Raw genomic sequence first — 26,946 nt, 5'->3', positions numbered from 1 at the left:
TTGCGGTGGGCGCGTTGCCGGTAACCGCCTTGTCCCAGGGGCGTTGGGCTGGTGTATCCGATGGTCGCCGGGGGCGACCCAAGACGCACATACGTCCGTATCCCGACGGTTCCTCGCCCTCTCGCCCGGCGGCATGAGCCCCGCTCTCGCCCTCGCGCACTCTACTGGCGCAGGCCGTGCCTCTCTCTTGCGTGAGCGCCGCTCACGCAGACACCTCAGGAGTTGTTCGATGTCCACGCAGCCGCAGTCAGGTCACGGCAGTCCGCACTATCCGGACGGGCACCAGCCCACGCCGAAGCAGGGCATGAGCACGGGCCTCAAGGTGGCGCTGGGCTGCGGTATCCCCACCGTCCTCGGTCTGATCCTGGTCGGCGGCTGTGGGTTGCTGTTCACCAAGGCCGCCGGCGATGCAGGCAAGGAGCTCGACAAGAACCACGATTCCGCGGCCGTTGCTCCTGGGGGCGCTGCCGCGGGTGGTGGCAGCTCGAAGGTCGACGAGCCGGACATCACCAAGGACGTGAAGGTCACGTCCTGCACGGTGAAGTCCGGCGAGTACGGAATCAAGCAACTCGACCTCAAGATCGAGTACGTCAACAGCGGTGACCGCCGGTTCAACTACCTTGCCGAGGGCGAGGTCACCGTCAACGGGGAGAAGAAGAGCGACATCTTCTCCACCGGCCAGAACCTCGCGCCCGGCCAGAAGTACACGGACGACGACGCCGGGGCCCTGGCATTCGACGTGGCCAAGTCCGCGAAGTCCGGTGACAGGATCGAGTGCAAGCTGATCAAGGTCTCCCGCACCTCCTACTGAGAGACCGCGGAGCGATCAACGCCGCGTCCTGATGACGAGGGCAGTCATCACCATGGCGATGCCGAGCAGGGTGATCGCCATGGTGTCTCCCGCCCCGTCAGCTGGGCTGAGCGGCGGGTCGGTCTGCCTCGTCGCGCTGGTGGATGTCGGGGATGCCGTCGGCGTCCGCGTCGACGTTCTCTTCCTCGTACAGGCGCTTGTAGAGGGCGTTGCGGCGGCGCAGCAGTACGGCTGCCAGGACCGCGGCGGTGACGGAGCCGATCAGGACGGCTGCCTTGACGTGCTCGCCGACCGCTTGGCCGGGGAAGGCGAGTTCGCCGATGAGGAGGGCCACGGTGAAGCCGATGCCCGCGAGGACGGACAGGCCCAGCACGTCGGCCCGGGCCAGGTCGGGGTTGAGTTCCGCCTTGGTGAAGCGGGCGGCCAGGTATGTGCCGAGGAAGATGCCGGTGAACTTGCCGACGGCGAGGCCGACGACGACGCCGAGCGGTTCGGGACTGGTGAACACCTGTGCCGGGGCGGGACCGGAGACGCCGGCGACGGTGGCGTGGACACCGCCGTTGTACGTGAGGGCCCAGATCGCGATGCCGAGCGGCACGTACCACCACCAGCCGCGGACGCGGAGTCGCTGGAGGAGGTAGAAGAGGGCGAGCCCGGCGAACGCTCCGCCGAGGGCCCAGAGGTTCAGGTCCGAGGTGGAGTAGCGAGGAGGCCGTCGGCGGTCCGGTGGCCGACGGAGAGGTCCAGGCCGAGGGCGGGTATGCCGAAGTGGAAGTCGCGTATCGCCTCGTACACATCGCCCAGCGGGCTGTTCGCCCATATCGGCGCGATGACGGCTGCGGCGAGGAGGACCAGGCCGCCGACGGTCTCGGTGCGCAGGGCGGACGCGATGGCCTGACGCTCGGGCCGCCCCTGCCTCACCGTCGTACGCGTCCTGCTCGCGGGTTCGCGTTTCCCCGGCCGGCAGCCGGGGGCCACGCCGTACCGCTCAACGCCTGCGTCCGGCCGCAACCGTTGCCACCGAACGTACCCGCCGCCTGGAGGCCGGCGGTCAGCCAGGCATGCCGAGTGCGTTCTCGGGGCTGCAGCAGGGGCAGGGCTCGACGCCCTCGGCGGGGGAGAGAGTGATGCGGCCCATCGCGTTCCACTTCCGGCCGTCCAGCCCCCTCGGCTCGGCCGGGAAGGCACGCAGGCGGTGCAGCAGGCGCCTTTGGTGGCCGGCTCTTTGCCGAAGGGGTGCGAGGCGACGAGATCAACCGGCTCGGCGGGAATCGTCTGCGCCCACCGAGTGGCGCGCGCCGGTTTCGTGGTGCTCCCGGTGCGGTCGGCGGCGGGCATCGCGGCCGGCCGGGGATCGGTGCGGGGGCAGGGTGCCGGCCGTGGCGGGGGTGGCGGTGCACAGGCGGCTTGCCACGGTCCGCCGGTGGTGCGGCGGTTCGCTCGCGGGGCGGGGCGTGGCGGGGCGGTCGGCCGACAGGCGGGCGGTGAAGCGGGGCCAGGCGATCAGGACGACGGGGTAGATGGCGTAGCCGATGCGGGTGGCCGGGGACAGCGCTATCGCCAGGAGCAGCCCCAGGGCCAGCCTGTCGGCGGCGGCGACGGTGCTCCGCGGCGGGCGGACCAGCAGCGACGCCCCCACACCCACCGCGCTCAACGCGATCAGCGCCGTGGTCACTGCCTTGCCGTGAGGAAGCAGCAGAACGATCAGGTGCCCGAGCAGGGGACTCTGGGCGGACGACGCCGTGGGGCCGAGGCCCAGCGGGTAGAGGACGACGTTCTGGTAGAAGGCGCTGGTGTCGACCAGCACCGCGGGCGTGATGGTCAGCGAGGCCAGCCCGGTGGCCACTGCCGCGCACCTGAACGCGGCGCGCTTCCCGCTCCGTACCGCGAGTACGGCGACGATCACCGGGATGGCCGGCCAGGCGGTCCACTTCAGAACGGCGGCCACCCCCACGACCAGGCCCGCGCGCCCGGCACGACCCCGCTGTGTGAAGGCCAGGGCCAGGCAGAGCAGTCCGATGACCGGCGGGTCCACGCCGCCGATGCTCAGGGGCAGCGCGACGACAGGACAGGCGATCAGCCACAGGGCGCCGGTCAGCCCGGCGGTGGCGCCGCGCGCGGTGCCGCTCGGCCCCGTAGCGCGGCCCCCGCCCCCGGTCAGCACCCGCACGGCTCCTGCTACGGCCCCGAGGAACCCGACGAGGAACCACACGCGGGCGCCGGCGAACGGGGTGTCACCGAACAGCAGGTGCGGTATCCCGAAGAGCGCCATGCCGGGAAGGTAGGGATTGAAGTCCCGTACGGCGTGCGGCGCGGGGTTGTACGGAGTTCCGGTGGAGAACAGCAGGTCGGCCGCCCGTTCCACGACGCCGACTTCCATCTGCGCCCTGCCGATCACCGACAGGTACAGCAGCGGTATGGCCGCCGCACCGGTGACGGCGACCACGGCGGGAGTGCGGGCCCACGGTGTGGACGCCCGCGCCGCGACCAGGGCCGCGCAGGCGTATCCCGCCGCGCCGACCAGGCCCCACACCTTCTGCGAGGTGTGGTCGGGAGACGCCAGCCCCACCACGAGTGCCGACACCGCGCACGCCAGGAGTACCAGCCGGTCCCACCGTCGTCCGCCGGCGAAGGGCTTGGCCGCGGAGCGAGACCGAGACCGAGGCTCCTGTTTCCGAGCAGCTTGCGACATCCGGCATCAACCTTCGAAGAAGAGGTGAGGGCATGAGGGCATGACGAAGTGAGGGTGGGGTGAGGGTGAGGGGGAAGCGGGAGAGTGCCGCCGGTACCGGAGGGCTTGGCCGGGGATCGGGACGTCATCGCCGCGGCGTCGTACGCGGGGTCTCGACGGCGCGGTGGCAGGCGCCGGGGCAGGCGCGATCGCGGGGACGGTGCCAGGCGACCGGCCCCCGCCTGACCTGGGACTTCGTACCACCCGCCGGTTCGCCGGTTCGCCAGGGAGGCCGGGGACGGGGACGGCGTAGACAGGCACTCACGCGGCGGCACTCACGCGGCAGTGCCTACAAGCCGGTGCTCACGAGGCAGTGCTCATGAGGCAGCGCTCACGCGGCAGTGCCTACGAGCCACAGGGCGGCCTCACTCGTTGGTGCTCGCGCCGCGCGGGGTGCCGCCCGTACGGCTCTTCAGCACGCGGTACGCGGCGAAGACCAGTACGGCGACGATGGCGCAGGTGAGGGCCGTCGCCATGAGCTGGAGGGGCCAGTAGTGGGCGAGGGGGTGGAAGTCGCGGTAGTAGCCGACGGCGTCGAGCTTGTCGTACGTGGCGCGGCAGTCAGGGAAGACGTCGCCGCCGCAGTAGGGGTTCGGCAGTCGGGCGCCGGTGGAGGTGAGGATGCCCTCGTCGACCACGATCCCCGTGCCTGACGGAGCGCCCTCCACCCGGTTGCGTACCTGGGGCACGCTGGGCCACAGGTAGGGCAGTGCCATGTGGACGACGGCGAACACGCCGGTCGTGGCGACGACGGAGGTGCCGAGGGCGGGCAGGGAGCGCCGCCGGAGCAGACCGACCAGGACTCCGACGACAAGGCCCAGGAGGGCCAGGGCGACCGTGAGCGGCCCGCCCGAGTAGAAGGTCGGGAAGTCGGACCAGGACTTCGCGGTGTCTATGCGGCCCTTCCCGGCCGACCAGGCAAGGTGGTGCAGCGCGACCACCAGTCCGGTGCCCGCGACGACGAGGGTGGCCGGGAGGGCGAGTTTGGCGGTGAGCCAGCGCACCGGGGAAACCGACTGGGCCCAGGTCAGCTGAGCGGTGCCCGTCTCCAGTTCCCTGCTGGTCAGCGTGGCCCCGGCCCAGGAGGCTACGAGGAAGGGGAGGGCGAGGACGGCGAAGGTGGTGGCGGAGTAGACCTCCTTGTAGCGGATGATCGCGGGCTGGTCGTAGGCGCACTTCGACGCCCCGGCACACGCGTTGTACTGCTCCCACGCCGCCGCGGAGGCGTCGGCGAGCGGGCCGCCCAGCCACAGCAGCGCGGCCGAGAGTACGACCACGATGCCGGCCCAGACGCACAGCGCCGGCCGGTGCAGGCGCAGCAGCCACCGGGTCAGACGGGGCGCAGGGGACGGATGCCGGGTGGCCGCGGGAGCGGTGGGAGCGGTGGGGGCAACGGCGGTCATGCGGGCTCCTCCTGGGGCATGGCGGAGGCGGAAGCCGCTTCCTGGGACGTGGGGGAAGCAGAAGCAGAAGCAGAAGCGGAAGCAGAGGCGGAGGCGGAAGCAGAGGCGGAGGCGGAAGCGGAAGCGGGGCCGAGAGTGAGCGGGGGCGCCGCCGGGTTGCGCAGGTGGGCGAGGACCAGCGCCTCCAGGGACAGGTCGTTCGTCTGCCAGCCCACGGGCAGTGGCCCTGCGGGGCGGACGAGGGCGGTGACCTGGCGACCGGTGATACGGGATTCCACCGTGGTGTGCGGGGCCAGGTCGAAGTCGGCGCCGGTGGCGGCCTCCCGTGCCGGCCCGGTGATCAGGGAGTGCACGGCGAGCAAGTCGTCGATGTCACCCGCCAGACGCACCCTGCCGTCGCCGATCAGCAGCAAGTGGTCGCAGGAATCCTCCAGTTCGGCGATGACGTGTGAGGACATCACGATGGTGGTGCCGTACCGCGCGGCCGTGGCCATGAGCGTGCCCATCAGCTCGTGCCGGGCCAGCGGGTCGAGGTCGGCCACCGGCTCGTCCAGCAGCAGCAGTTCCGGCCGCTTGGCGAGGGCGAGGGCGAGTGCCACGCGGGTGCGCTGGCCGCCGGACAGCGAGCGGACACGGGCTCCGAGGTCCAGGCCACCGCCCGCCGCGACCCGCTCCGCGGTGTCCGCGTCCCAGCTGTCGGGGTTGAGGTCGGCGCCCATGCGGAGCGTCTCGGCGACGGTGAGCTGCGGGTACAGAGGCTTGTCCTGGGAGACGAAGCCGATCCGCGGCCGCACGTGGGCCGGGTGCCCGCCGAGCACCGTGACCGAACCCTCGCTGGGGGCGATCAGCCCCGCCGCCAGGGCGAGCAGCGTCGACTTGCCCGCGCCGTTGGGTCCCACGAGCGCAACTACACGTCCGGCCGGCAGCTGAAACGTGCAGTCACGCAGGGCCCACCCGCCGCGCCGCCGGAACGCCTTCCCCAGCCCGGTTGCCTCGATGGCACTGCTCGTCATCGGTGATCCTGTTCCTTCTCGGTGGTATCGAAGTGCTCGTCCAGCACGACAGCGAAGAGTGCCGCCACGTCATCCCGCTCCAGGCCGGCCGTCCGAGCGCGCGCCGCCCACTCGGAGAGCTCGCCCCGCAGCGGAGAGTCGCTCGGTGCGGCACCGAGTGACCTGCGCACGAAGGTGCCGAGGCCTCGCCGGGCCTCGACCAGGCCCTCGCGTTCCAGTTCCCGGTAGGCCTTGAGCACCGTGTTCGGGTTGACTGCCGTGGCCTCCACGACCTCTCGGGCAGCCGGAAGCTTGTCGCCCGGCTCCAGCAGGCCCAGGCGCAAGGCCTGCTTCGTCTGCTGGACGATCTGTACGTAGGTGGCAACCCCGCTGCGCCGGTCGATCCGGTATTCGATCATCCCGGCAAACACCCTTTCACTATTTGAGTAGTGAATAGTGGATCGAGGAGGGCGCGGATGTCAAGGAGAGCGCCGGCCACGGGGTCCGGCACACGTCGCTGCGCCTCGCTCCACGTGCAGGTGCGTCGGTGGCGGGCACACGCACGACGGCCGCCCGAGGGCCGCTCGCAGCGCGCATCGGTGGACGCGGCAACCGTGAAGGCTCTGGGGTGAGGGCGCACGATGACGGCGCGGCCCCCGTACGGGGGACTCCTGACACAATGAGCTACCGGCAATGACTGTCCGTCAGAGAGGCGTGGGGGCGGGGGTGGGGCGCGTGACGGCTCGCGGCCGACCCGACCTGCGACGGTTGCTGCGCAGGAGAACTACACGCGCTGTTCGGTGCCGTTCTCCGATCCCGCTGAGTAGTTCGGGACGGGGACCGGGGAGGTGGGCGGCTGCAGCCGGGGTAGCCGGATGCGGATAGCGAGCGCGCAGCCGAGGTAGAGGGCGGCGCTTACCGCGAGTGCCCGGTGCGGGCCGAGTACCGCGACGGCCGCACCTCCCAGCGCCAGACCGAACGATTGCGCGCCGGACGAAGCGATGTTGTTCCTGAACGGCTGCGGCGTTGGTTCCGGTCGGTGATCCATACCCTGCGTACGTCCATACGGGCGGGGTCGGCGTGTACCTGCCGGTCGGGCTCCGCCCGTCGCCGTAGGTTCCGTAGCGAAATGTGCCCGAGCGTGTGGGTGCGAGGCGCAGTGTGCGGGAGTGGGTGGCGGCGATGGCCGAGAAGCGGACCGTGACGGTGTTCGGCGCTACCGGGCAGCAGGGCGGGTCGGTCGCACGGGCGCTCCTCGAGGACCCGGACAGCGGCTTCTCCGTGCGCGCGGTCACACGCGATCCGGACTCGGACCGGGCCCGGGAGCTGGAGCGGCTCGGGGCCGAGGTGGTCCGGGCCGACATGGACGACGAGGCGAGCCTGGCTCCGGCCTTCGAAGGGGCCTACGGGGCCTACCTGGTGACCAACTTCTGGGAGGACATGGACGCCGCGCACGAGAAGGCCCAGGCGGCGGCACTGGCCCAGGCGGCCGGGCACGCGGGGGTCCAGCACGCCATCTGGTCCACCCTTGAGGACACCCGCGACTGTATCCCGCTCGACGACGACAGGATGCCCACGCTGCAGGGCTCGTACAAGGTCCCGCACTTCGACGGCAAGGCGGAGGCCGACCACTACTTCACGGACGCCGGCGTACCGTCCACCTTCCTGCGCACCACCTTCTACTGGGAGAACCTGTTCGGCGTGTTCGCCCCGCAGCGCGCCGAGGACGGCGTGTACGAGCTGATCCTCCCCATGGGCGAACACCGGCTGGCAGGCATCGGGGTGGAGGACATCGGCAGGACCGCGGCCGCCATCTTCAAGCGCGGCACCGATTTCATCGCCGCGACCGTCAGCATCGCGGGCGAACACCTTCCCGTCGCCGACATGGCCGCCGCTCTCGCCGAGTCGCTCGGCCGGCCCGTGCGCTACCGGCCGCTGACCCCGGACGCCTACCGCGACCTCGGATTCCCCGGCGCCGACGAGGCCGGCAACATGTTCCAGTTCTACGCCGACTGCGAGACCCGCTTCACCGGCGCACGCGACCTCGAGGCTGTCCGCGCCCTCAACCCGGCCCTCCAGGATTTCGCGACCTGGCTGGCCGGACACCGGGACAGGTTCGACTGGAGCTGAGACCGCGTGCACCGTCAGGTGTCCAAGCGGCTGCGAGCCGATCTGACCCGCCCCTACGAAGTGGCACGGCCGCTCTACAGGTCTGCGGTGCCGTCCTCACCGTCAAGCTCGTAGATGCGCTCTTGCAGCCGTTCACCGGCCCAGTCCAGGCCGACGCCCAGGTCGAACCAGTGCCGATCCTTGCGGGCTTCGGGCGCTGCCAGGTTCACCGCCGCCCAGGAGAACACCCCCAGGAGGATGGAGCGCCCGTGCTGCGTTGTGCGCACGGACAACGCGAACGGCGCGGCGAGTGCCGCGCGAGTGACCAACATGACCTGGTCGTCCGCAGAACGGCGACGCCCGCCCGTGAGAAAACGGGGCGTTTCAAGGATCTTGACCCACTCGACAACTGCGTCTGCCACCTGGGCGCGCAAGGACTCTTCGATGCCCTCCCGAACGGCGATGGCGGGATCGTCGCCGAGCCAGCCGAGCCAGTGATCAGGATCGGTCAGCCGGCTGAAGTCGTCCTGTGGCACCCCGTGACGGGGGTTCTCCTGGTACTCACCTGTCGGTTTCCCGCTGCTGTCCACCAACCACGCGCCGCGGATCGCCTCGGGAGGTACGTAGCCGTTCGGGTCGTCGACATACGTCGAGTCGATCTCGGCGACGCTGCCACCGGGATTCTCGGCAGCCGCAGCCAGTAGCGCCGGCTCGATCGGTACGCCCTTACGCCGGCTTCGCGAGCCAAACCACCCCACGTTCTCGCCCCTCACCGTTGCCCGCCCAGGTGACCACGATTGTGCCGCACCGGGCCGGGCAGGACTGCATGAGGCGGGGGAGTCCCATCCTCCGCCGGGCAGTCGCCGTGCAACCACTGCCCCGCTGGGCCCGAGGTCACGGCTGCTCCCGAGCGGACCGTCGCGCCCATCAGTTGGAGCGCGTTCCTCGCAGGGGCCAGGTTGGGCTGACATCAAGTTCGGGCCGTGAGGCCATCATGTGATCGTCTGCTGACTCCCGTCAGTGGCTGTTGTTGTTCCGAAGTTGAGGTGTGCTGGTCGAACGGGAGTCACCTGAACTCCCGACCCGACCGGTCCTCCCCCGCCGTCGTGACCTCCGCGTCCATCACATCGAGCGGCAGCATGACCGCGCGCACCGGGTGGACATCACGTCGCCGAGGTGCCCGGCCGCACGGCGAGGCCAGAGCACCCAGAGGCACGACGCCTGGCGTACCGCCACCACCAGCGTCCTCGCAGCAGTGCGCAGCTTGTCACCCGAGCGGTGGGAGGCGAGGACGTCCGCAATGGCCAACCTGCGGCGACGGTGAAAATCGCTGTCCGATCACCGGAGCACGGTGATAGACATCCGGCGTGGAAAAGAATCTTGAGTTCCCTCACCTGTTGCGACTGATCGATGAACGGTCGACCGCCTTCCGCGCCGTGGTCGCCGCCGCGCCCGGTCTCGACGCGCAGGTGCCGACCTGCCCCGGGTGGACGCTGTTCGATCTGGTGAAGCACCTGGGTGGGGGAGACCGTTTCTGGGCCGCCATCGTCGGCGCGGGGTCTGCCGACGCTCCCCCGGCCGAGGCCGTCGCCGCGCGCGCCGCGCTGGAAGCGCCGCAGGAGCGTGAGGCCCTGCTGGCCTGGCTGGACGCGTCGACGCAGCTTCTGCTGGGCGCCCTGCGCGCGGCGGGACCGGAGAGCGGTTGCTGGACGTGGTGGCCCGCGTCGCAGTCACCGCAGACCGCCGGCGGCACCGCCCGGCACCGGGTCCAGGAGACCGCGGTGCACACCTACGACGCCCAGCTCGCCGGGGGCGCCCCGCAGCCGCTGCCGGTCGAGCTGGCACTCGACGGTGTGGAGGAGTTCCTGTTCACCGTCTGCGCAACGCCGAGTGCCTGGCCGCACAAGCCCACGGCCTTCGACTTCCACGCCGCCGAGGGCCGCTCCTGGCGCCTCACCGTCGACGGCGACGGCGCACGCACCACCCGCATCCCCGCGCCCACCGCCACGACCGGCGAAGACTCGGACGCAGCCGGCGCCTCCGTCCACGGCACGGCCAGTGAGCTGGTCCTCTACCTGTACGACCGGATCCAGGCCGACTCCTTGCACGTTGACGGAGACGCAGGGCTGCTCGACCTGCTCCGCGCCTGGGAGCCGGAGGAGAAGTAGGACGTAGCGGGGCGGTTGGCCGCGCCTCGAGCCGGTAGGACACGACTCTTCGCCAGATTCGTCAGTCGCGGCACCGGGCTCAAACCCGCGAGGCGGCCTCGGGGCGTCACCAAGCCGACCGTCTACCTGGATGGCAGTGCGAATTTGTCCGTCCCAGCGATCACGAGAAGCGACGCGACTGCCGTCGTCCCGATCTCGTCGAGAAGTCAGCCGATCGGGTGACTGCAGCGGCTGCCGCGCATGAGAGCAGGGCCTCTTGGTAGCTCGAAGAGTGTCGAAGCCAACGTGCGCTTCAGGAAGCCCTGTTGTCGCATTTCTACGGCAACGCGGGAGTGGGGTCCACTTCAGCCACTCTCGCGTGTGACTGTCTGGCCCACAGGTGCGGGAACGCCAGAGACCACGGGGCGCGCGAGCGTCGGTATCCCACCGACATGTCGGACGCCGAGTGGGCGGTGGTCCGGCCACTGCTGCCGGTGCCGGGCCGGCTGCGGGGGCCGGGGCGGGCAACCGGAGGCAGGCTTATTGCCACCGCGCGATGCTGGACGCGATCCACTACCTGGTCGACAACGGCACGAAGTGGCGGGCCATGCCTGCCGACTTCCCACCGTGGGAGCGGGTCTACGCGTTCTTCCGGCGCTGGCGCAACCACGATCTGGTCCGCGAGTTCCACGACCGGCTCCGCCGCCTGGTCCGCGAGCCGGCCGGGCGGGACTCGGAGCCGGGCGCGGGCGTGATCGACTCGCGGTCGGTCAAAGCGGACGCGGTCGTCGGCTCTGACAGCCGCGGCTTCGACGGCGGCAAGCTGATCAACGGGCGCAAGCGGCACGTCGTGGTCGACACCCTTGGCCTGCTGCTCGCGGTGATGGTCACCGCAGCGGATGTGGGCGACCGCGCCGCGGCCCAGGTCCTGCTCACCCAGGTCACTGCCGTGCCCCGCCTGCTGGCCCTGGTCTGGGCCGACGGCGGATACACCGGCAGCCTCGTCGAGTACTGCCTCGCGGCCCTCGCCCTGGTCCTCGCCATCGTCGAACGCAGCGACGACATGCGCGGCTTCTTCGTGCTGCCCAAGCGGTGGATCGTCGAGCGGTTCTTCGCCCACCTGATGCGAAGTCGCGGTCTCGTGCGCGACTTCGAGCGTTCCATCGCCAGCGCGGAGGCGATGGTCTACTGGTCGATGACGATGCTCATGACCCGCCGCGTTGCCCGGCGTACTGGCTGGTCCTCTCCGCCCCGAAGCAACTGAACGAGAACAGCCACCTGGGCCGAAACAGCCGCAGCTCTGAAAGTGTCGACCCCGCACCTGCGGGGGTGGTCCGGCCGCCGCCGGGTCCCGGCGAGGCGCCGATCGTGTGCAGGCCGTAGGTGCGCAGCTTCCCGGCGGTGGCCGCTTCTCTGAACCAGCTGTGGACCCCGACTCAATTCCTCAGCCAGAGGTTCACGATCTACCCCAGGGAGATCCTGGAGGGAGTATCGGTGCTGCTTGCTGCCATCGATGTGGCTGCGCCACTGCACGTGACGCAGCTCGCCGTTCGGCAGCGTCAGGACGTCCCGCCCGAGGTAGGCCTCGATGGATCCGGCTGTGCCGTTGACGTCGGTGTGGGCAAGGTGACCTGCGGGCGCGTCGAGGGTGGGTGGCCCCGGAGACGGGTAGTTCGAGGAACGGCCGGCGGCAGAAACCGATCCGACGCAGCCACAGGGAAGGACGGCTGCGCCCGGCTCGCGTCGTGGAGGCCGGGTCCTCGGGGGACGGTTCAGGCGGGCCGCACGGACATCGCGCGCGCCCAACGCCCGTACGGCAGGACGGTCGTGGAGATCCCGCCCGCCGATTTCTTGATCGTTCCGGGCAACCGATCGGGCCCCCCGCCGGTCGTACAGGAGTCGGGTGTACTCGAACGCCTGACCCATGTGACACGAGGGGGACCATCTTGATGCGGTTGAACCGCACGCACAGCACTGCAGCGCGGCGGATCGGAGCGGCTCTGGCCGCCGGTACGGTGGTGTTGGGCGCCGCGACCACTGCCCAGGCAGCGCCGGCGCCGGCGCCGAGCCCGGTGACGCCGGCCACCGAGGTCGGTAAGCAGGGCCCGAACCGGCCTGAGGGCGACCCGGACCCGTTCGGCGGTCTCGTCACCTCCGAGGAGCTCCTCGACACCACGGTCGAGAACGGCCAGAAGCAGAGCCTCCGTCTGGGCTTCAAAGTCACCGGCGACAAGCCCGTCGAGGGGGCGGAGCTGGGCGTCCACCTGCCGCCGGGCCTGGAACTGAATCCTCAGGAACGGCCGTCGAACTGCGAACACTTCAAGGTCGACCCCGTGCGGGAGTACCGTGACGAATACCTGTTCTGCAGTTTCACCGGCACCTTCGAGCCGGGTAAGTACTACCGGCTCGACACGGGGCTGAACATCACCGCGGCCCCGGAGCTGTGGCGGGACCTCTTCTACGTCTCCTGGACCCCGGGCGGCAAGCCGATCTACAAGCCGCAGCAGGGCGGGGTCAAGGGAACCGCCGCCGCCATCAAGGTCACACCGTCCGAGCCGTTCAAGGAGTGGCGCTTCTGGGGCCGCGAGGTGCCGGTCGAAAACCCCGCGAACCAACCCGACTTCACCGTGAGCGGGGCGACCGGCAGCGGTCCGGCCGGCGGCCAGGTGCTGCTCAACCCGGGCTGGCAGATCAAGGGCACCGGTTCGGTCGCCACCACGGCCGTCGACGACAACGTGGTGGAAACCGAGTTCGTGCTGCCGCCCGGCATCAGCTTCGCCGGCGGCCGCCCGGGCCCGGAGGGGCGCCGGGTGTTCGGCGGGACCGGCGGCTCGGTCAAGGGGATCTTCAAGATCGAGTCGTGGGTCAAGCCGGGCACGTACCACGGCGAGTACCGGTACAAGGCCGACCGCGGTCCCGGCCATCTCAAGATCGCCGACATCGATCGTGACCTCGGCAACAACACGGCCGGGCTCACCATCACCGTGACGCCGGCCGGCGGGCCGCAGCCCGGCCCGTCGACGTCCGCCTCGGCCTCCCCGAGCCCGTCCGGCTCGACCACGCCCTCGGCCTCGGCCTCCGCGAGCACCGCCCCGGGCACCGGCAACACCCCGGGCCCGAACGGCGGTACCGGCGGCAACCTGGCCAACACCGGATCCGCCGCGCTGGCCGCAGGCGGACTCGCCGCCGCGGCCCTGACGCTCGGCGGAGCCCTGTACGCCATGGCCCGGCGGCGCCGTTCGGCGTAACGGCACACGCCGGCGAGTCCCGTGCGGGGGCGGTTCAACGCCCCCGCACGGGACGACTCGACGCCGCTCACCGGTCCGCGCCACGGTGACGTCCACCGGCCCGCCGGGTCCAGGGCCGGATCAGCAACCGCCCGGCGGCGTGCCATGACCAGAAGCCTTTGCACCGTTCCCGGCGGGATTCCGATGAGACGCTCCATACCTGTACCTGCGACCCCCGCCGTCCTGCTCGCGCTCGCCACCACGGCCGGCTACGGCGGGCACGGCACATGTCCGCCGAGCTGATCGTCTACCCGCCCGCCGAGCAGGGCCGACGCCCGGTGCGCTACGACGGCGTCGCCATCGGGGTCGCGCACCGCCCGGCCGACATCAGGGTCTTCCTCGCGGCCGTCGGGCTGGAGAACGCCGAGGACGTGGACCTCACCGACCCCGACTTCGTGGAATGGCGAGGCGCTGGCCCCGAGGGCTGGGAGCCCTCCCGCTGAGCCTCGTGACGAGAGGACCTCTGGAATGCCGGTGACATTCCGGCCGAGGGCTGCAACACCCACCCGTCGGCGTCACTGCCTTCATTCAGGGTGTGGTTCTGGTGTTGTCGAGCCGTTTGACGCGCGCCACGTTCTCCCGGTCCTCGGCGTCCGCGCTCGCCTCGGCGGCGAACCAGGCGTCGAGGATCTCCTTGAGCAGCGGTTCCGAGGTCAGGCGCAGGCTGAGCGCGAGCACGTTGGCGTCATTCCAGCGGCGCGCACCGTCCGCCGTGTAGGCGTCCGTGCACAGGGCTGCGCGTACGCCGGGAACCTTGTTCGCGGCGATCGACGCGCCTGTACCGGTCCAACAGCACACAACGGCCTGGTCGGCGTTCCCGGCGGCGACCTCGCGGGCCGCCGCCTCCGAGCAGGCTGCCCACTGCGGATCGTCACCCGGGCTCAGCGCCCCGTACGTCACCACGTCGTGTCCGCGGTCGCGCAGTTGCCCGAGGAGTGCGCGAGCCACGGGTTCGTCCATGTCCGAAGAAACGGAGATCCGCATGTCCCGAGACTAACCGGCCGTGGAACGGACGGTCGCCGCGAGTCGAGGTGCGAGCCCGGCCTCGGTGCCGTTCTCCAGCTGCTCCACATGAGTCTTGGGGGCCGTCCGGAGCCTTCGTGGGGCCCTGTAGCGTGCAAGTGTCACGTGATCAAGGTCGAGCAGGGTGGGTTCATGGGAAGGCGCAAGATTCAGGACGAGTCGGAGGTGATCCGATGGTTCGAGGAGGGGCGCACGTATCAGTGGATGATCGAGGAGTACCGGCGCAAGTACGACATCGAGACTGTCGTGTCGATGTGGGGCAATTTCCGGCGTCGGCGAGGTCTCGATCGGCGAATCGTGCGGAACGATGACCTCATCCCCTGGTTCGTCAAGGAGGAACACCGCTGGGCCTACCCGCTGGCGATGCTCCGAGCCGAGGGGCGACGCCGCGCCGGCAAGGAGCTGACTGAGACGGATGAGTCCCGGCTGGCCTCCTGGCTGGGAATGCTGAAGAAGAAGGGTTCGGTAGTGCACTACGACCCGGACACCGAGGAGGGATTCTCCTACGTCCCTCGGCAGGCGGGCGACAACGACATGATCCGTCGGCCTGACACGAAGACCACGCCGCGTCCCAACGCCGACAAGGGATAGACCGGCAAACTCAAAGCAGAGCTCCGGCACTGCTGCGTCCACGCAGGCCGAGTTGAGGGAGAGCGGCGAGCTCGGCCTGGTCGAGCTTGTCGCGGCAGGGCTTTCTGGTTGCTGATCCAGATCCCGGTGTGGTGCTCGCTGCCGTCGGGGAGCCGGACCCGGCCGCGGCGTCGGCGCCCACCGTAGCCCTCCGTGAGCTCGCCCCCGGCGTACGCGACTTCGACCGTACCGTCCCTCCGCCCTGACCGGCGGCCGAAGCGGTGGCCACCGCGATCGGGGCAGTTCGGAAAGCGTCGCCCCCCGCGCCCGCGGGTTGCTCCTTGCCCAGCCGGTCCCAGGCCCGGCGTTGGGTGGCGAGCAACCGGCCGACATCCTCCCCGTGCCGGGTCACGCCCGGGACGACCGCGGTCAGGCGCGCACCGGAGGCGAGGAGCTGGGCGAGGTAGGCGTGGTGCCGCTGCCAGTCCACCGTCCACCCCGGCGCCCCCGGGTTCCAGTCCGGTCGACAGCGGCCAGGGCGGCGGCTCGCCGCTGCGCCCGTACGGGGTCCTTGCCCAACCTGCCGGGTCGGCGGATGTTGGTCAGCCACTGCCGGACGGCCTGGTCGAGCGTGGTGTCCTGCCGCGGCGCAGCCAGGGTCCCGTGCAGCTCGTAGTAGGCCCGCGCCGCCCCGAGGTTGGTTGCGAAGCCGGCGTCGGCGGTGTCCCACACGATCCAGAGCCCTTCGAGCTCGGCCGCGCGTTTTCCGGTCATGGCCCGGCCCGGTAGGTCCACCGTTGGTCCGACAGCCACCTGCCGAGCGGGAACGCCTGTGAATGGGTGCGGCGGTGGCACCGGACGGGCGTCAGCCAGGACGGGACGGATGCCCCTGATCCTGCTGCGCAGCGGTGGTGGTCATGCCTGTCACGGGTCGACTGAGCTGCTGCCGACCGGCGTCACTCGCCAAGGTGACTGGCTGTCATGGGCGCGCCTGTTCGCACCCTGCTATTACGGCCGGGCCGTCCGGGCCGTATGGCTGCGCCGCCACGGCCGTCCGTAGCCCGCTCGCCGAGCGCGGCCGCGCGAGCCCCTGGATGGTGCCGCCCGCTGACCGGGCATCGGCTGGAGTGCCCGCGGGAATTGGCTGGCAGGTGCATGACCGGTTGGTGGGGTGCGGGGCTACCTTCTTAGGGCTCCGGAGGGGCGGCTGTCCGAACCCGCGGGCCACAGGCGGGCGGTGGCGGCGTCTCCAGTGCCCCGGCTCCGCCGAGGGGCCGGGCCCCCCACGCATGAAGGAAGGCGACCATGTCTCTGGGCACCTGGCTGAAAGTCGGCACCTCCGCCGCCGCGCTGGTCCTCGCGGCGGCAACCGCCGCGACCGCGGCACCCGCGCCCATACCCGACGCCACCGCAGCAGTAGTGACACTCCGTTACGACGACAGCCGGGCCGGTGGCTGGGAAGCGGCCATCGCGGCCGGGGTCGCTTCCTGGAATGCGAACGTCAGTAACGTACGGCTGGTGGAGGCCGCGCCCGGGGCCCGGGCCGAGATCGTCATCGTCGCCACCACCGGCTGGCCGCAGGCCACCCTCGGCCCGGTCCGTCCGGGACGACAGGTCCGAGTCGAACTCGGCGCGCAGGCCGTGAGCCAGGGGTACGACAAGACGCGCATCGCCGCGCACGAGCTGGGCCACAGCCTGGGCCTCCCGGACACCAAGCCGGGGCCGTGCTCCCAGCTGATGTCCGGGTCCAGCGCCGGAACGGCCTGCACCAACGCCGTGCCCAACGCGACGGAGCGGTCCCGCGTGCAGAACGCGTACGCGAACGGGCTCGCGGCAACCGTGCCGACCGACGGCCGGGTACTCATCGACGCCCCCTGACCGGCGGGTGGGCCGGTGCGGGCCTGGCTGGGACGGGACTCCCGGAGGGCGGCCGCGCCGGCCCACTGCCGCGCCTTCATCGGCAAGCAGCGGCGCGCGGCCTCCTCCTGGCGGACGGCCTGGTGCTGGGCGCGCTCGTACCCCTCCACGAAGGCGTCCACGGCCTGTTCGACGACAGGCAGCAGCGGACCGGACGACGTGGACGAGGGCCGTACGGTCTGGGCCGCCGCCAGGTGGTCCCGTATCAGGGCGCGCAACAGAAGACCTGCCTCCGCGGCACGCTCCCCCTCCGCGCGGCGGGAGTCCAGCTCGTCGCGGTTCAGACGGCGGCCCGTCGCGCAGGCGGCGGCGACGATGCCGGTGTAGCCCGCCGGATGATCCGCTATTGCCGTTCGGTCCGTCACGCACTTCCCCCAGTCCTGACGCGTCCACGACGCTTCCTCGACGCATGGAAATGGGAGGCGCTATCCGGGCGGTGGTGGGTCACACGCTCCCGCGCTGCCCGTCCAACCGTTGGTCCTTCCGCGGCTCCGATCCACGCGGACCCGACCTGCCGCACTTCGTTCCGTCAACGACGGGCCCGCTCACCCGATTGCCCGGCCCGCGGACACCGGCGCGGACGGCGCGCCGTGGGCCTACCGCCGGGCGGGGTCGCGGGCTGCCAGGGTTGGCGAAAGGCTGCGACGGCGCGGCCCGGAGTGCGTCCTGCGGGGAGGCCCATGGTGTCGGTCGAGGAGGGGGTGGCGCCGCCCGCGGGGTCCGTTGCCGGGACGGCCGCGCCCGACGAGGCGCACCGCAGGGCGGCCGTCGGTGCCCGTGTGCAGGAGGTGCTGTCGACCACCGACCACAAGGTGATCGGTTACATGTACCTCGTCACCGCGTTCGGGTTCTTCCTGTTCGCCGGTGTGCTGGCGCTGCTGATGCGGGCGGAACTGGCACGGCCCGGGTTGCAGATCGTCTCGGCCGAGCAGTACAACCAGCTGTTCACGGTGCACGGCACGATCATGATGCTGCTGTTTGCGACCCCTACCTTCACCGGCTTCGCCAACGCCGTGATGCCCCTGCAGATCGGTGCCCCCGATGTCGCGTTCCCGCGCCTGAACGCTTTCACCTACTGGGTGTACCTGTTCGGTGGGCTCATGGTGGTCAGCGGGTTCCTGACGGCGAACGGCTCGGCCGCCTTCGGCTGGTTCGCGTACGCGCCCCTCAACGGAGCCGTCTTCTCCCCGGGCGTCGGCGCGGACCTCTGGATCATGGGCCTGGCGGTGTCCGGCCTGAGCACCATCCTGGGGTCGGTCAACTTCATCACCACCATCGTGTGCCTGCGCGCACCGGGCATGACGCTCTTCCGGATGCCGATCTTCACCTGGAACGTGCTGTTCACCTCCATCCTGGCGCTGCTCGCCTTCCCCGTGCTCACGGCCGCCCTCCTGGCCCTGGAGGCCGACCGGAAGTTCGGCGCGCACGTCTTCGACGCCGCGAACGGCGGGGCGTTGCTGTGGCAGCACCTGTTCTGGTTCTTCGGCCACCCGGAGGTCTACATCGTCGCGCTGCCGTTCTTCGGGGTGGTCAGCGAAATCGTGCCGGTGTTCAGCCGTAAGCCCATCTTCGGGTACGTCGCTCTGGTCGGCGCGACGATGGCGATCACGGGGCTTTCGGCGACGGTATGGGCGCACCACATGTTCGCCACCGGCGCGGTGCTGCTGCCGTTCTTCTCGCTGCTCTCGTTCCTGATCGCCGTGCCGACCGGGGTGAAGTTCTTCAACTGGATCGGGACGATGTGGAACGGCTCGCTGTCGTTCGAGGCGCCGATGCTGTGGTGCATGGGCTTCCTCGTCACGTTCCTGCTGGGCGGGCTGACCGGTGTGCTCGTCGCCTCTCCGCCGATGGACTTCCACCTCACCGACAGCTATTTCGTCGTCGCACACCTCCACTACGTGCTGTTCGGCACGATCGTCTTCGCCACGTTCGCCGGCTTCTACTTCTGGTGGCCCAAGTTCACCGGCCGGATGCTCGACGAACGTCTGGGGAAGATCCATTTCTGGACGCTGTTCGTCGGCTTCCAGCTCACCTTCCTCGTCCAGCACTGGCTGGGGGAGCAGGGAATGCCCCGGCGCTACGCCGACTACCTGGCGGCCGATGGATTCACCCTCCTGAACACGCTGTCCACGATCGGGGCGTTCCTGCTGGGGCTCTCGACCCTGCCCTTCCTCTACAACGTCTGGCGCACGGCCCGCACCGGCGTCCGTGTCACGTCGGACGACCCGTGGGGGTGGGGGCGTTCCCTGGAATGGGCGACCGGCTGTCCGCCGCCGCGGCACAACTTCCACGCGCTGCCCCGTATCCGCACGGACTCGCCCGCGTTCGATCTGCACCATCCGGAGGTGAGGCCGCGATGAGGGCGGAAGCCTGGCTGTTCACCGGGGTCGCGGTGTTCTTCGCCCTGACCGGAGGCATCTACGCGGCGCTGTCCGACGATCCGGCGGGCATCTCCGCGCTCATGGTCTCGCTCCTGATGTCCGCCCTCGTCGCCGCCTTCATGTGGCGGCAGTTCTCCCGCGACGGGCGGCGGCCCGAGGACGACGGGACGGCGCACGTCGCCGGAGGCGGCGACCGCCGCTTCTTCTTCCCCGCACGCAGTTACGCCCCCGTGGTCTCGGCGGTGGGAGCCGCCCTGATCGGGCTCGGAGTGGTGCAGGGGCTGTGGCTGGCCCTGATCGGCTTCGGCGTCCTCGCACCCGGGGTGTTCGGGTTCGTCTTCCGCCCGCGCCGTGCGGACGGCTGACCCCGGCCCTCTCAGGTCCGGTCCGCCCGCTCCCGGACGGGCTCGTCCGGTCCGGCGATCATGTCCTGTGCCCGCAGGTGGTCCTCCGTACTGAGCGGGGACCGCAACCGGCCGGCGTAGTACCAGCGGCTGAGGGCATCGCGCAGACGGGCCGGCCACGTCCCCCGAGACGAGGCAGCTCCGGTCGACTGCCGGGGCAGCGGGGTGTTCACCTCGTACACGGCATTGACGTACCGCTGCTCGGCAGGCAGCGGTACGCGCCCGGCCGCGAAGCCTCCTTCCACGCTCTCGCGCACCTCGCCGCTCTCCGCCCCGCGCACCAGCTGCTCGGCATCGCGTGCCTGGAGAGCGATGCACAGGCGCCGGGTGAGCCAGAACGCGAGAGGCGGCAGGAGCACGACCGCGCAGCGCAGGGTCCAGGTGATGGCCTGAACCGAAATCTCGGTGATGAAGGCGATGATGTCCTGAGCCCCGGCCAGGAGCAGCACGGCGTACGAGGTGAGGACGGCGACACCCAGGGCAGTCCGGGCGGGGCGGTTCCGGGGGCGGTCGCACACATGGCGTTCGCCGTGGCTGCCGGTGATCCACCGCTCGAAGAACGGGTACCCGTACAGGCCGGCGAACAGCAGACCGGGAAGCAGGACGCCGGGGACCAGCGGATTCCACATGAGCGTGTGCCCCCACAGCCGGGTCTCGACCCCGGGCATCAGGCGCAACGCACCCTCCAGGAAGCCGACGTACCAGTCCGGCTGCGCACCCGTGGACACCACGTCCGTCCGGTACGGGCCGTACGCCCAGACCGGGTTGATCTGGGCGAGCGCGCCGAGGGCGGCGAGGACGGCGGAGGTCAGGAAGAACAGTCCGGCGGACTTCGCCGTGTAGTGCGGGAAGAGCGGCTTGCCCACGACGTTGCGGCCGGTGCGGCCGGGACCCGCCCACTGGGTGTGTTTCAGGTGCACGACCAGCAGGAGGTGCAGGGAGACCAGCCCGACGAGCAGGCCGGGCACCAGGAGGATGTGGACGGGGTACAGGCGCGCGACGATGTCCTGGCCCGGGTACTCGCCGCCGAAGGCGAAGAAGGACAGATACGTCCCGGCCACGGGCACGGACAGCATGATCCCCTGGGCGGTCCGCAGCCCCGTACCCGACAGCAGGTCGTCCGGCAGGGAGTAACCGGCGAAGCCCTCCACCAGGGCCAGCAGCAGCATGGTCACCCCGACGACCCAGTTCGCCTCCCTCGGCCGGCGGAACGCGCCCGTGAGGAACACGCGCAGCAGGTGCGCGCCGATCGCGAACACGAACAGCAGCGCCGCCCAGTGGTGCATCTGGCGGATCAGCAGGCCGCCGCGCACCTCGAAGCTGATGCGCAGGGTGGACGCGTACGCCTCGGAGACCTGCAGCCCGTGCAGCGGGGCGTACGGACCTGCGTAGACGGTGTCCTGCATCGACGGCTGGAAGAAGAAGGTGAGCCAGGTGCCGGTCAGGAGCAGGACGAGCAGGCTGTAGAGGGCGATCTCCCCGAGGAGGAACGACCAGTGGTCCGGGAACGCCTTGCGCACGGTGGTCCGTGCCGCCTCGGCGAGCGGCAGGCGCTCATCCAGGCAGCGGAACGAACGGTGCGCCGCCCGGCCCGCCCGCCGCGCGGCGCGGACCCGTGTCCTCTTCAGCAGCACCGCACCCTCCGCGCATCAGGTTCCCCCTGCTCGGAGCATGGCCCTCCGGAGGGAGCTGCCGGGGGAGGCACGCGACCGGAACGCCGGAAACCACGTGATCGGCCCCCGTCGAACGGGGCGGAGCCGGCGTCCGGGGCTACCCCGCACGTGCCGTCAGCCCGTACGCCGGCCAGGGGGAGCTCCTGCGGAGTCACCGGAAGAGCAGCGCGCTCCGTACGATTCCGGGCGCCGTTCCAGCGGACAGGGAGCATGCGGGGCAGCTGGAGTCAGCCGCTCCGGCGCCGAGGTCGCGCTCCCGGTCCCGCGAGAACCTGGCCGTCGTCGAAGCCCCCCGTCCGGTCGCGCGCTGGGCATCCAGCCCCGTCGGGGCGGGGCTCCGGGGCTGCTCGCCCACCGTTCCATGCCGCCGTTCGACTGGGTTAGAGTGCGCCATTCCGTTTCTAGGGATCCTCTGAGGAACATCATGCACCCAGCAATCCGCCGCGCACTGGCGGTTGTTGCCCCTGCCGCCGTGGCGCTCTCGCTGTTGACACCCTCGGTCGCACAGGCGGAGACCGTTGCCTCCGGGCCGTACACGGCGGTGTTCAACTACCCGACCGTGAACGGTCCCGACGACTTCTCCATCTCCAGCCATCTGAACGGCCTGATCGACCTCGCCGACTCCGGCACGCTCTACATGAGCATGTTCTGGCTCAACAACTCCACGGGGATCCAGGACAGGCTGCTCGCCGCCCAGGCGCGCGGCGTGACGCTGAAGATCTCCGTCGAGAAGTCCTTCAGCGGTTCCCTCGACACCTTCGCGTCGAAGCTCACCAGCAGCAGCTCCCTCACCCTGTGCCAGAACAGCTGCCTGAACGTCGTGACCGGAGGGCACCAGTCCGGCGTCGCGGTGGCGCTGGCGCCGACCGGCCGCCTGTCGCTGACGTACTCGGACGACTACGACCAGAACGGCTTCAACGAGATGCGCCTGCGCGACGGCTTCCTCAACAGGTAGCCTCCGCCGGACCGTCTCGCACGACGCCGGCCTCCGGGACCCTGCAGCGCTCCCGGAGGCCGGTGTTCTTTCGGGCGTCTCCCGAGCCGGAACCGACAGCCCGCCCGGCTCCCGTCTGGTCCGGTATGCCCGGAGACTCACTCACCGGGGCAGGCGGTCCCAGAACGAGCAGTGGTGTGCGGAATGCGCATCGACGGGGCGGATTCCGCCCGGTCCGGGAGCCAACGACTGCACCGACCCCGCGAGAGGTGACGAAGGGTGGAGGGCAGGCCAGAGCGGTGCGTCGGAGGTGTTCGGGTTGCCGGTGCGCGCGAAGTTCGTCCAGTAGCCGACCATCCGGTCCGACAGGGCGCGCTGGGCGTCGGTCAGCGGCCGCTCGGTGGGGAGGGAGGAGAACAGGAACGGCATCTCGAAGCCGTGCGCCGCACCGTAGGGGAAGCCCGGGTTCGCCGGTAGACCGGAGAGGACGGGAGCGTCCGGATCGCTGAACTCGTAGCCGTAGAGGGGGAGGCCAGGGGCACGAGCGGCGATGGCTCGGCCGGCTGCCAGTGTGGTGCATGAGAAGGATCGATCGGTCAGCACCGCGGCCCAGGCCAGTGCGGGCGTGGGGTGGTGTGCTGCCGGATACTGCGCCTCGACGGCCGGCGCAGCGGGCCCGAAGGCGTCCACCAGACGGGCGCGATAGTCGCTCTCGGTGCGGATCGGGAACGCGGCGAGCGACAGGCCGACGAACATCCGCATCTCATCCTGGTTGGTGCCCAGGATGACCGGCACGCGGTGGAAGCGTCCCGATGCCAGCGCCTGGTCCGGTGCCACGGGCAGCAGCGCATTGCCGAAGGCGGGCCGGTTGAAGGACTGCATCAGCTGCGCGGTGGCGAGGCGATCCGTGCTCTGCCCGCGCAGGCACGCCAGTACCTCGTCTCCGCCGTCCGCCGGGCAGCCCAGTTGCCGGGCGGCTGCTGCACCGGCCGTCTGGACATCGGCCTGTGGGGCGAACGGCTCGTACGCCGGTGTTCCGGGTCCCAGAGCGCCGCGTGGGAAGGATGTGAGGCAGGAACCGCTCTGGAGTACGGCCCGTTGGAAGAGTCCGACGGCCGTCGGCGAGGTGAGGTGTGCACAGATGCTGAGGGCGCCCGCGGACTCACCGAACAGCGTGACACTGCGCGGATCGCCGCCGAAGCGCTCCGCGTTCGCCCGCACCCAGCGCAGGGCGGCCTGTTGGTCCGCCAGGCCGAACGGCGGGGCGGAGCCCAGCCCGGGGTGGCCGAAGTAGCCGAAGATCCCCAACCGGTAGTTGACCGTGACGACGACCGTGTCACCCCGGACCGCCAGCTGTTCGGCGCTGTAGTCGCTGCCGGAACCGCCCAGGAACGCACCGCCGTGCATCCACACCAGCACGGGCCGCTTCTGTGCGGTCGGCTTCGGCTTCGGCTTTGGCGTCGGCACGGTGACGTTGAGGTAGAGGCAGTCCTCCGACCCGAGTACCGCGCCCGCACCTGGTGTCGGCATCTGCACGCATCGCTGAGCCGCCGTCGTCGCATCCCGGACACCATGCCACGTGGCGGCGGGCGCGGGGGCACGCCAGCGGAGCGGTCCGGTCGGCGGCGCAGCGTAGGGAATGCCGTCGAAGGTGGTGTACGGGCCGTGTGACACACCGCGTACCAGGCCGTGGTCGGTCCGTACGACGGTACCGCTCTGCCTCGCGGAGTGCGGGGCACCGGGTTGTGCGGCGGTCGCCGGCACGGCGGTGGCTGTGAGTAGCGCTACCGCGCAGAGCACGGGGAAGAGCACCCCACGGATCCACGCTCTGCGGCATGGGCGCGGTGCTGTCATGGTCGGGGACATGCGTACCCACCGTTCTTGGTCGGGGACTGGATCGGACGAGGCCGGTCGGGCCGGAACGAGGCCTGAGCGGTGGGGGACCGGTGCGGACCGACGCGGTCAGTGCTCCATACGCTAGGACCTCCCGCGCGCTGGAGGTTCAAGAGACTGTGACGCAAGACACGTGGAGCATCGGTGAGCTCGCGGCCGGAACGGGGGTTCCGGTGAAGACCCTCCGTTACTACTCCGACAGCGGTCTGCTGCCCCTGGCCGGCCGTAGCAACGGCGGTCATCGGCGCTACGGTCCTGAGGCGTGGGAGCGGATCCGTCTCATCAGACGCCTACGGGCGCTGGACACCCCGATCGCGACCATCACGCAAGTGGTCACCGGTGAGTGCACCCTCGGTGAACTCGTGACAACCGAGCTCGAAGTGGTGCAGGAACGACTGACCGAGCTGCGGTGGCGCCAGGCCACGCTCAAGTCCCTGGACGACTGCACGGGCGAGGAGCGGCTCCGGCGTCTGGAGATCCTCTCCCGTGTGCAGCGGCTCCCCCAGGCGCACCGCACTCTCACCGATCACTGGTATCGCGAGCTGTCCGCGACCATGCCCGAGCACCGACTCGACATCATGATCGCCATGCTGTCACCCGCCCCACCGCAGGACCCCGATCCCGACTCGGCCCTTGCCTACGCCGAGCTGCATCTGCTCATCTCCACACCCGGTTTCACCCGCTGGACCCAGGACCACGACGAAGAGATGAGAGACGCCCCGGCGTTCTACGGGGAGATCGACGATGCTGCCGTTCTGACGGCCGCCGCTTTCGCCCAGGGCCTCCCGCCCGGTGCCGGGGACGCGGTGAACGCTTTCGTATCCGCCCACGCACGAGCCCGGCGGGAGTCGGACACCCCCGCCTTCCGCGAATACCTGCACGGGCTGGTGTCGCGATCATCCGGCTTCGACCCCCGCCTGGAGCGGTATTGGGCCCTGGTCGGCACCGCCACCGGCGGGAGCGTGCTGAACATGACGGTGGCTCATCGATGGCTGACCGACGGACTGTCGATCTCGATAGCCGAGCATGCGCCTTCGGCATCGAGGGGCCCGGGCTCCCGTATCGCCCGCCGGTAGCGCACCGTGCTGGAACCGCCCCACCGGATCGGGCCCAGGAACGTCGCGCCGTCCTTCTGGACGCGGTCGGCCTTGCGCCGTCTCCTGGGAGCCGCTGGATGCGGCGAGGCACCCGGGACGACGGTCCCGGGTGCCTCGCCGTGCTGCCGCTCGCTGCCGGTCGTTACCGCGCCTGGCGGCACTGGCCCGTTCGGGGGCCTGTGACGACCGTGCCCGTCTGTACCAGCTCCGGTTCGTTGCCCTCGCAGCGCAGCACTCCGGTGACGGTGTTGGCCTGGAACGCCGGGACGCCCTCCCCGGCCCGCGGGCCGCTGCCGCTGTTGCCGTCGATCTGCACCGGTCCGGTGACGGTGTTGGCCGAGGCCTGGAGACCGCCCGTGTTGCCCACGAGGCTCAGCGGACCCTGGAACGTATTACCGGCGCAGCCCGCCGCCGCGTCCTGCGAGCCGATCAGGACGTAACCGGCAGTCCCCGTGACGGACACGGGGCCGGTGAGGTGCGAGCCGCAGACGCTCATGGCGAGAGCGCCTTCGGCGGAGACAGGACCCGTGACGCGCGCGTCCGACAGGGCCAGGGACCCGCCCGGCGCCACCGTGACCGGGCCCGTCTGGCTGCCGCCGGAGCCGAAGCAGAGCGCCTGGCCGGCGCTTACGGTCAGGGCGCCGACGCGCGGGATGGTGATGCACGGCTGGCTGAATCCCACCGTCACCGCGGAGGGCGCCGCGGTCGCGCCCGGCGTGTGGCTCGCGTCCCCGCTGTACGTCGCGGTGATCCAGTGCTCGCCGGGCTGGAACGCACCGGTACGCAGCTGCGCGCGGCCCGCGTCCAGCGGGACGGTCGCCAGCGGGGTCGTCCCGTCGAAGAACGTGACGGTTCCGCCCGGGGTGCCCGCCGCCGGATTCGCCGAGGTGGCGGTGGCGGTGAGGGTGACGGCGTGCCCGAACAGCGGCGTGGCCGTGTCCGCGGCCACCGCGAGCGCGGCCCCGTACCGGAAGGAGACGACCGCCTTGCCGTTGCCCCGGTTGACGCCCGGGGTGAGGGTGACTCCGGTGGCGGAGGGCGCCGCGTAGCTGCTGCCCCCGCCGCCGGCCCCGGCGAGGTCGCCGGGCCGACCGCCGCCGGAGCCGCCGCCACCGGCGAAGTAGCCGCCGCCACCGCCGCCACCGCCCTTCCCGCCACCACCGCCGTTGCCGCCGGAGCCGCCGCTGCCGGGGTTGGGCCGCCGCGAGCTGACGGTCATGCGGATTGCGCTTGCGGAATGTATCAGTCAGATAAGACTGCAAGTAAGGCGGATTCGATGAATTTACCTAGCAGATGCGGTACTCGCCAGTAGCGGTTCCGGAGGCGCGCGACCCTGGGCCGCTGATGCGGAAGCCGTCCCGGCTGATGGGGCCACGATGGAGCCGACCGCCGGCTCGGCGAGGCTGGAGCATCTGCACGGGCAGCGAGCCGAATGAGGCCACCCCTGAGGCGACCCGGACGGCGGGGAGGAAGTCGGCGCCCGCCGCCCGCACGGCGTCCGGCGGCGGCGCGTGGGCCTGCATCAGCCGCGAGGGGTCGAGGAGAGCGCACTCCGACGCAGCGAGGGTGTCCGG

The 26,946-nt window shown here is 70.9% G+C and carries 22 protein-coding genes and 3 pseudogenes; 12 read left to right on the top strand and 13 right to left on the bottom strand.

What is annotated here, in order from left to right; all coding sequences use genetic code 11:
- Positions 1-229: 229 nt before the first annotated feature.
- Complete coding sequence (locus OG373_RS06430; protein ID WP_405436583.1) at positions 230-811, top strand: DUF4190 domain-containing protein; 582 nt, start codon at positions 230-232, stop codon at positions 809-811.
- Between the two features lie 97 nt (positions 812-908).
- On the opposite strand, the pseudogene OG373_RS06425 reads toward OG373_RS06430, so the two are convergent.
- The 6 genes and pseudogenes from OG373_RS06425 to OG373_RS06400 all read right to left on the bottom strand — a co-directional run.
- A pseudogene (locus OG373_RS06425) lies at positions 909-1,732 on the bottom strand (Na+/H+ antiporter NhaA).
- Between the two features lie 331 nt (positions 1,733-2,063).
- Positions 2,064-3,395 carry a glycosyltransferase family 87 protein gene (locus OG373_RS06420; protein ID WP_405436582.1) on the bottom strand — a complete coding sequence of 444 codons (1,332 nt, stop codon included), beginning with the start codon at positions 3,393-3,395 and terminating at the stop codon, positions 2,064-2,066.
- A 512-nt stretch (positions 3,396-3,907) separates the two neighbouring features.
- Positions 3,908-4,945 (bottom strand): ABC transporter permease, encoded by a 1,038-nt coding sequence (locus OG373_RS06415; RefSeq protein ID WP_405436580.1) that lies wholly within the window; start codon positions 4,943-4,945, stop codon positions 3,908-3,910.
- Positions 4,942-5,958 carry an ABC transporter ATP-binding protein gene (locus OG373_RS06410; RefSeq protein WP_405436577.1) on the bottom strand — a complete coding sequence of 339 codons (1,017 nt, stop codon included), beginning with the start codon at positions 5,956-5,958 and terminating at the stop codon, positions 4,942-4,944. Before OG373_RS06410 ends, OG373_RS06415 begins: the two co-directional genes overlap by 4 nt.
- Positions 5,955-6,356 (bottom strand): GntR family transcriptional regulator, encoded by a 402-nt coding sequence (locus tag OG373_RS06405; protein ID WP_405436575.1) that lies wholly within the window; start codon positions 6,354-6,356, stop codon positions 5,955-5,957. Before OG373_RS06405 ends, OG373_RS06410 begins: the two co-directional genes overlap by 4 nt.
- Positions 6,357-6,790: 434 nt before the next feature.
- Positions 6,791-6,946: pseudogene (locus OG373_RS06400) on the bottom strand (MFS transporter); the annotation flags it as partial.
- A 173-nt stretch (positions 6,947-7,119) separates the two neighbouring features.
- On the opposite strand from OG373_RS06400, the gene OG373_RS06395 reads away from it, so the two are divergent.
- Positions 7,120-8,067, top strand: a complete 948-nt coding sequence (locus OG373_RS06395; RefSeq protein WP_405436573.1) for an NmrA/HSCARG family protein — start codon at positions 7,120-7,122, stop codon at positions 8,065-8,067.
- Positions 8,068-8,141: 74 nt separating this feature from the next.
- Here the strand turns inward: OG373_RS06395 and OG373_RS06390 are convergent, their stop codons facing one another.
- Positions 8,142-8,804, bottom strand: a complete 663-nt coding sequence (locus OG373_RS06390; protein ID WP_405436572.1) for a hypothetical protein — start codon at positions 8,802-8,804, stop codon at positions 8,142-8,144.
- Positions 8,805-9,413: 609 nt separating this feature from the next.
- Here OG373_RS06390 and OG373_RS06385 point away from each other — a divergent pair.
- The 4 genes from OG373_RS06385 (at position 9,414) to OG373_RS06370 (ending at position 13,923) form a co-directional block, all read left to right on the top strand.
- Positions 9,414-10,214 (top strand): maleylpyruvate isomerase family mycothiol-dependent enzyme, encoded by an 801-nt coding sequence (locus OG373_RS06385; RefSeq protein WP_405436570.1) that lies wholly within the window; start codon positions 9,414-9,416, stop codon positions 10,212-10,214.
- A gap of 535 nt (positions 10,215-10,749) precedes the next feature.
- Positions 10,750-11,457 carry an IS5 family transposase gene (locus OG373_RS06380; protein WP_405436568.1) on the top strand — a complete coding sequence of 236 codons (708 nt, stop codon included), beginning with the start codon at positions 10,750-10,752 and terminating at the stop codon, positions 11,455-11,457.
- 691 nt (positions 11,458-12,148) lie between these two features.
- A complete protein-coding gene (locus tag OG373_RS06375) occupies positions 12,149-13,441 on the top strand; it encodes a hypothetical protein (protein ID WP_405436566.1) in 1,293 nt (430 codons plus the stop codon).
- Between the two features lie 266 nt (positions 13,442-13,707).
- Complete coding sequence (locus OG373_RS06370) at positions 13,708-13,923, top strand: hypothetical protein (RefSeq protein WP_405436564.1); 216 nt, start codon at positions 13,708-13,710, stop codon at positions 13,921-13,923.
- Positions 13,924-14,008: 85 nt separating this feature from the next.
- Here the strand turns inward: OG373_RS06370 and OG373_RS06365 are convergent, their stop codons facing one another.
- Positions 14,009-14,464: an RpiB/LacA/LacB family sugar-phosphate isomerase gene (locus OG373_RS06365; RefSeq protein WP_397728211.1), complete on the bottom strand. Its 456-nt coding sequence runs from the start codon at positions 14,462-14,464 to the stop codon at positions 14,009-14,011.
- Between the two features lie 144 nt (positions 14,465-14,608).
- Here OG373_RS06365 and OG373_RS06360 point away from each other — a divergent pair, with 144 nt between their 5' ends.
- Positions 14,609-15,094, top strand: a complete 486-nt coding sequence (locus OG373_RS06360) for a hypothetical protein (protein WP_405436563.1) — start codon at positions 14,609-14,611, stop codon at positions 15,092-15,094.
- A gap of 408 nt (positions 15,095-15,502) precedes the next feature.
- Here OG373_RS06360 and OG373_RS06355 read toward each other — a convergent pair whose 3' ends face one another.
- Entirely contained in the window at positions 15,503-15,847 is a 345-nt protein-coding gene (locus OG373_RS06355; protein WP_405436561.1) for a helicase associated domain-containing protein, read from the bottom strand.
- A 531-nt stretch (positions 15,848-16,378) separates the two neighbouring features.
- On the opposite strand from OG373_RS06355, the gene OG373_RS06350 reads away from it, so the two are divergent.
- Positions 16,379-16,951 (top strand): snapalysin family zinc-dependent metalloprotease, encoded by a 573-nt coding sequence (locus OG373_RS06350; RefSeq protein WP_351291252.1) that lies wholly within the window; start codon positions 16,379-16,381, stop codon positions 16,949-16,951.
- Between the two features lie 89 nt (positions 16,952-17,040).
- Here OG373_RS06350 and OG373_RS06345 read toward each other — a convergent pair.
- Positions 17,041-17,355, bottom strand: a pseudogene (locus OG373_RS06345) (PucR family transcriptional regulator); the annotation flags it as partial.
- Between the two features lie 315 nt (positions 17,356-17,670).
- On the opposite strand from OG373_RS06345, the gene ctaD reads away from it, so the two are divergent.
- Both ctaD and OG373_RS06335 read left to right on the top strand, forming a co-directional pair.
- Positions 17,671-19,350 (top strand): cytochrome c oxidase subunit I, encoded by a 1,680-nt coding sequence (ctaD, locus tag OG373_RS06340; protein WP_405436560.1) that lies wholly within the window; start codon positions 17,671-17,673, stop codon positions 19,348-19,350.
- Positions 19,347-19,736 carry a cytochrome c oxidase subunit 4 gene (locus tag OG373_RS06335; protein WP_405436558.1) on the top strand — a complete coding sequence of 130 codons (390 nt, stop codon included), beginning with the start codon at positions 19,347-19,349 and terminating at the stop codon, positions 19,734-19,736. The genes ctaD and OG373_RS06335 overlap by 4 nt, the downstream gene beginning before the upstream one ends.
- Before the next feature lie 11 nt (positions 19,737-19,747).
- Here OG373_RS06335 and OG373_RS06330 read toward each other — a convergent pair whose 3' ends face one another.
- Complete coding sequence (locus tag OG373_RS06330) at positions 19,748-21,409, bottom strand: cytochrome bc complex cytochrome b subunit (RefSeq protein ID WP_405436556.1); 1,662 nt, start codon at positions 21,407-21,409, stop codon at positions 19,748-19,750.
- Between the two features lie 463 nt (positions 21,410-21,872).
- On the opposite strand from OG373_RS06330, the gene OG373_RS06325 reads away from it, so the two are divergent.
- A complete protein-coding gene (locus OG373_RS06325) occupies positions 21,873-22,403 on the top strand; it encodes a hypothetical protein (RefSeq protein ID WP_405436554.1) in 531 nt (176 codons plus the stop codon).
- A gap of 141 nt (positions 22,404-22,544) precedes the next feature.
- Here OG373_RS06325 and OG373_RS06320 read toward each other — a convergent pair whose 3' ends face one another.
- A complete protein-coding gene (locus tag OG373_RS06320; RefSeq protein WP_405443957.1) occupies positions 22,545-24,236 on the bottom strand; it encodes a carboxylesterase/lipase family protein in 1,692 nt (563 codons plus the stop codon).
- 158 nt (positions 24,237-24,394) lie between these two features.
- Between OG373_RS06320 and OG373_RS06315 the strand changes: the two genes are divergently transcribed.
- On the top strand, positions 24,395-25,351 hold the full coding sequence (locus OG373_RS06315; RefSeq protein WP_405436552.1) for a MerR family transcriptional regulator: 957 nt from the start codon (positions 24,395-24,397) through the stop codon (positions 25,349-25,351).
- A 163-nt stretch (positions 25,352-25,514) separates the two neighbouring features.
- On the opposite strand, the gene OG373_RS06310 is transcribed toward OG373_RS06315, so the two are convergent.
- Complete coding sequence (locus tag OG373_RS06310; RefSeq protein ID WP_405436550.1) at positions 25,515-26,591, bottom strand: Ig-like domain-containing protein; 1,077 nt, start codon at positions 26,589-26,591, stop codon at positions 25,515-25,517.
- Positions 26,592-26,946 lie beyond the last annotated feature (355 nt).

Origin of the sequence: Streptomyces avidinii (genome assembly GCF_045161815.1) — a bacterium.
Taxonomy (GTDB): Bacteria; Actinomycetota; Actinomycetes; order Streptomycetales; family Streptomycetaceae; genus Streptomyces; species Streptomyces avidinii.
This window is presented reverse-complemented; position numbering and strand designations above follow the sequence as displayed.

Bases quoted from the DNA above. Each gene is read 5' to 3' on its own strand.
- OG373_RS06430 (WP_405436583.1), top strand. From the start codon at position 230: ATGTCCACGCAGCCGCAGTCAGGTCACGGCAGTCCGCACTATCCGGAC.
- OG373_RS06415 (WP_405436580.1), bottom strand. From the start codon at position 4,945: ATGACCGCCGTTGCCCCCACCGCTCCCACCGCTCCCGCGGCCACCCGG.
- OG373_RS06410 (WP_405436577.1), bottom strand. From the start codon at position 5,958: ATGACGAGCAGTGCCATCGAGGCAACCGGGCTGGGGAAGGCGTTCCGG.
- OG373_RS06405 (WP_405436575.1), bottom strand. From the start codon at position 6,356: ATGATCGAATACCGGATCGACCGGCGCAGCGGGGTTGCCACCTACGTA.
- OG373_RS06395 (WP_405436573.1), top strand. From the start codon at position 7,120: ATGGCCGAGAAGCGGACCGTGACGGTGTTCGGCGCTACCGGGCAGCAG.
- OG373_RS06380 (WP_405436568.1), top strand. From the start codon at position 10,750: ATGCTGGACGCGATCCACTACCTGGTCGACAACGGCACGAAGTGGCGG.
- OG373_RS06370 (WP_405436564.1), top strand. From the start codon at position 13,708: ATGTCCGCCGAGCTGATCGTCTACCCGCCCGCCGAGCAGGGCCGACGC.
- OG373_RS06365 (WP_397728211.1), bottom strand. From the start codon at position 14,464: ATGCGGATCTCCGTTTCTTCGGACATGGACGAACCCGTGGCTCGCGCA.
- OG373_RS06355 (WP_405436561.1), bottom strand. From the start codon at position 15,847: ATGACCGGAAAACGCGCGGCCGAGCTCGAAGGGCTCTGGATCGTGTGG.
- OG373_RS06350 (WP_351291252.1), top strand. From the start codon at position 16,379: ATGTCTCTGGGCACCTGGCTGAAAGTCGGCACCTCCGCCGCCGCGCTG.
- ctaD (WP_405436560.1), top strand. From the start codon at position 17,671: ATGGTGTCGGTCGAGGAGGGGGTGGCGCCGCCCGCGGGGTCCGTTGCC.
- OG373_RS06335 (WP_405436558.1), top strand. From the start codon at position 19,347: ATGAGGGCGGAAGCCTGGCTGTTCACCGGGGTCGCGGTGTTCTTCGCC.
- OG373_RS06325 (WP_405436554.1), top strand. From the start codon at position 21,873: ATGCACCCAGCAATCCGCCGCGCACTGGCGGTTGTTGCCCCTGCCGCC.
- OG373_RS06320 (WP_405443957.1), bottom strand. From the start codon at position 24,236: ATGACAGCACCGCGCCCATGCCGCAGAGCGTGGATCCGTGGGGTGCTC.
- OG373_RS06310 (WP_405436550.1), bottom strand. From the start codon at position 26,591: ATGACCGTCAGCTCGCGGCGGCCCAACCCCGGCAGCGGCGGCTCCGGC.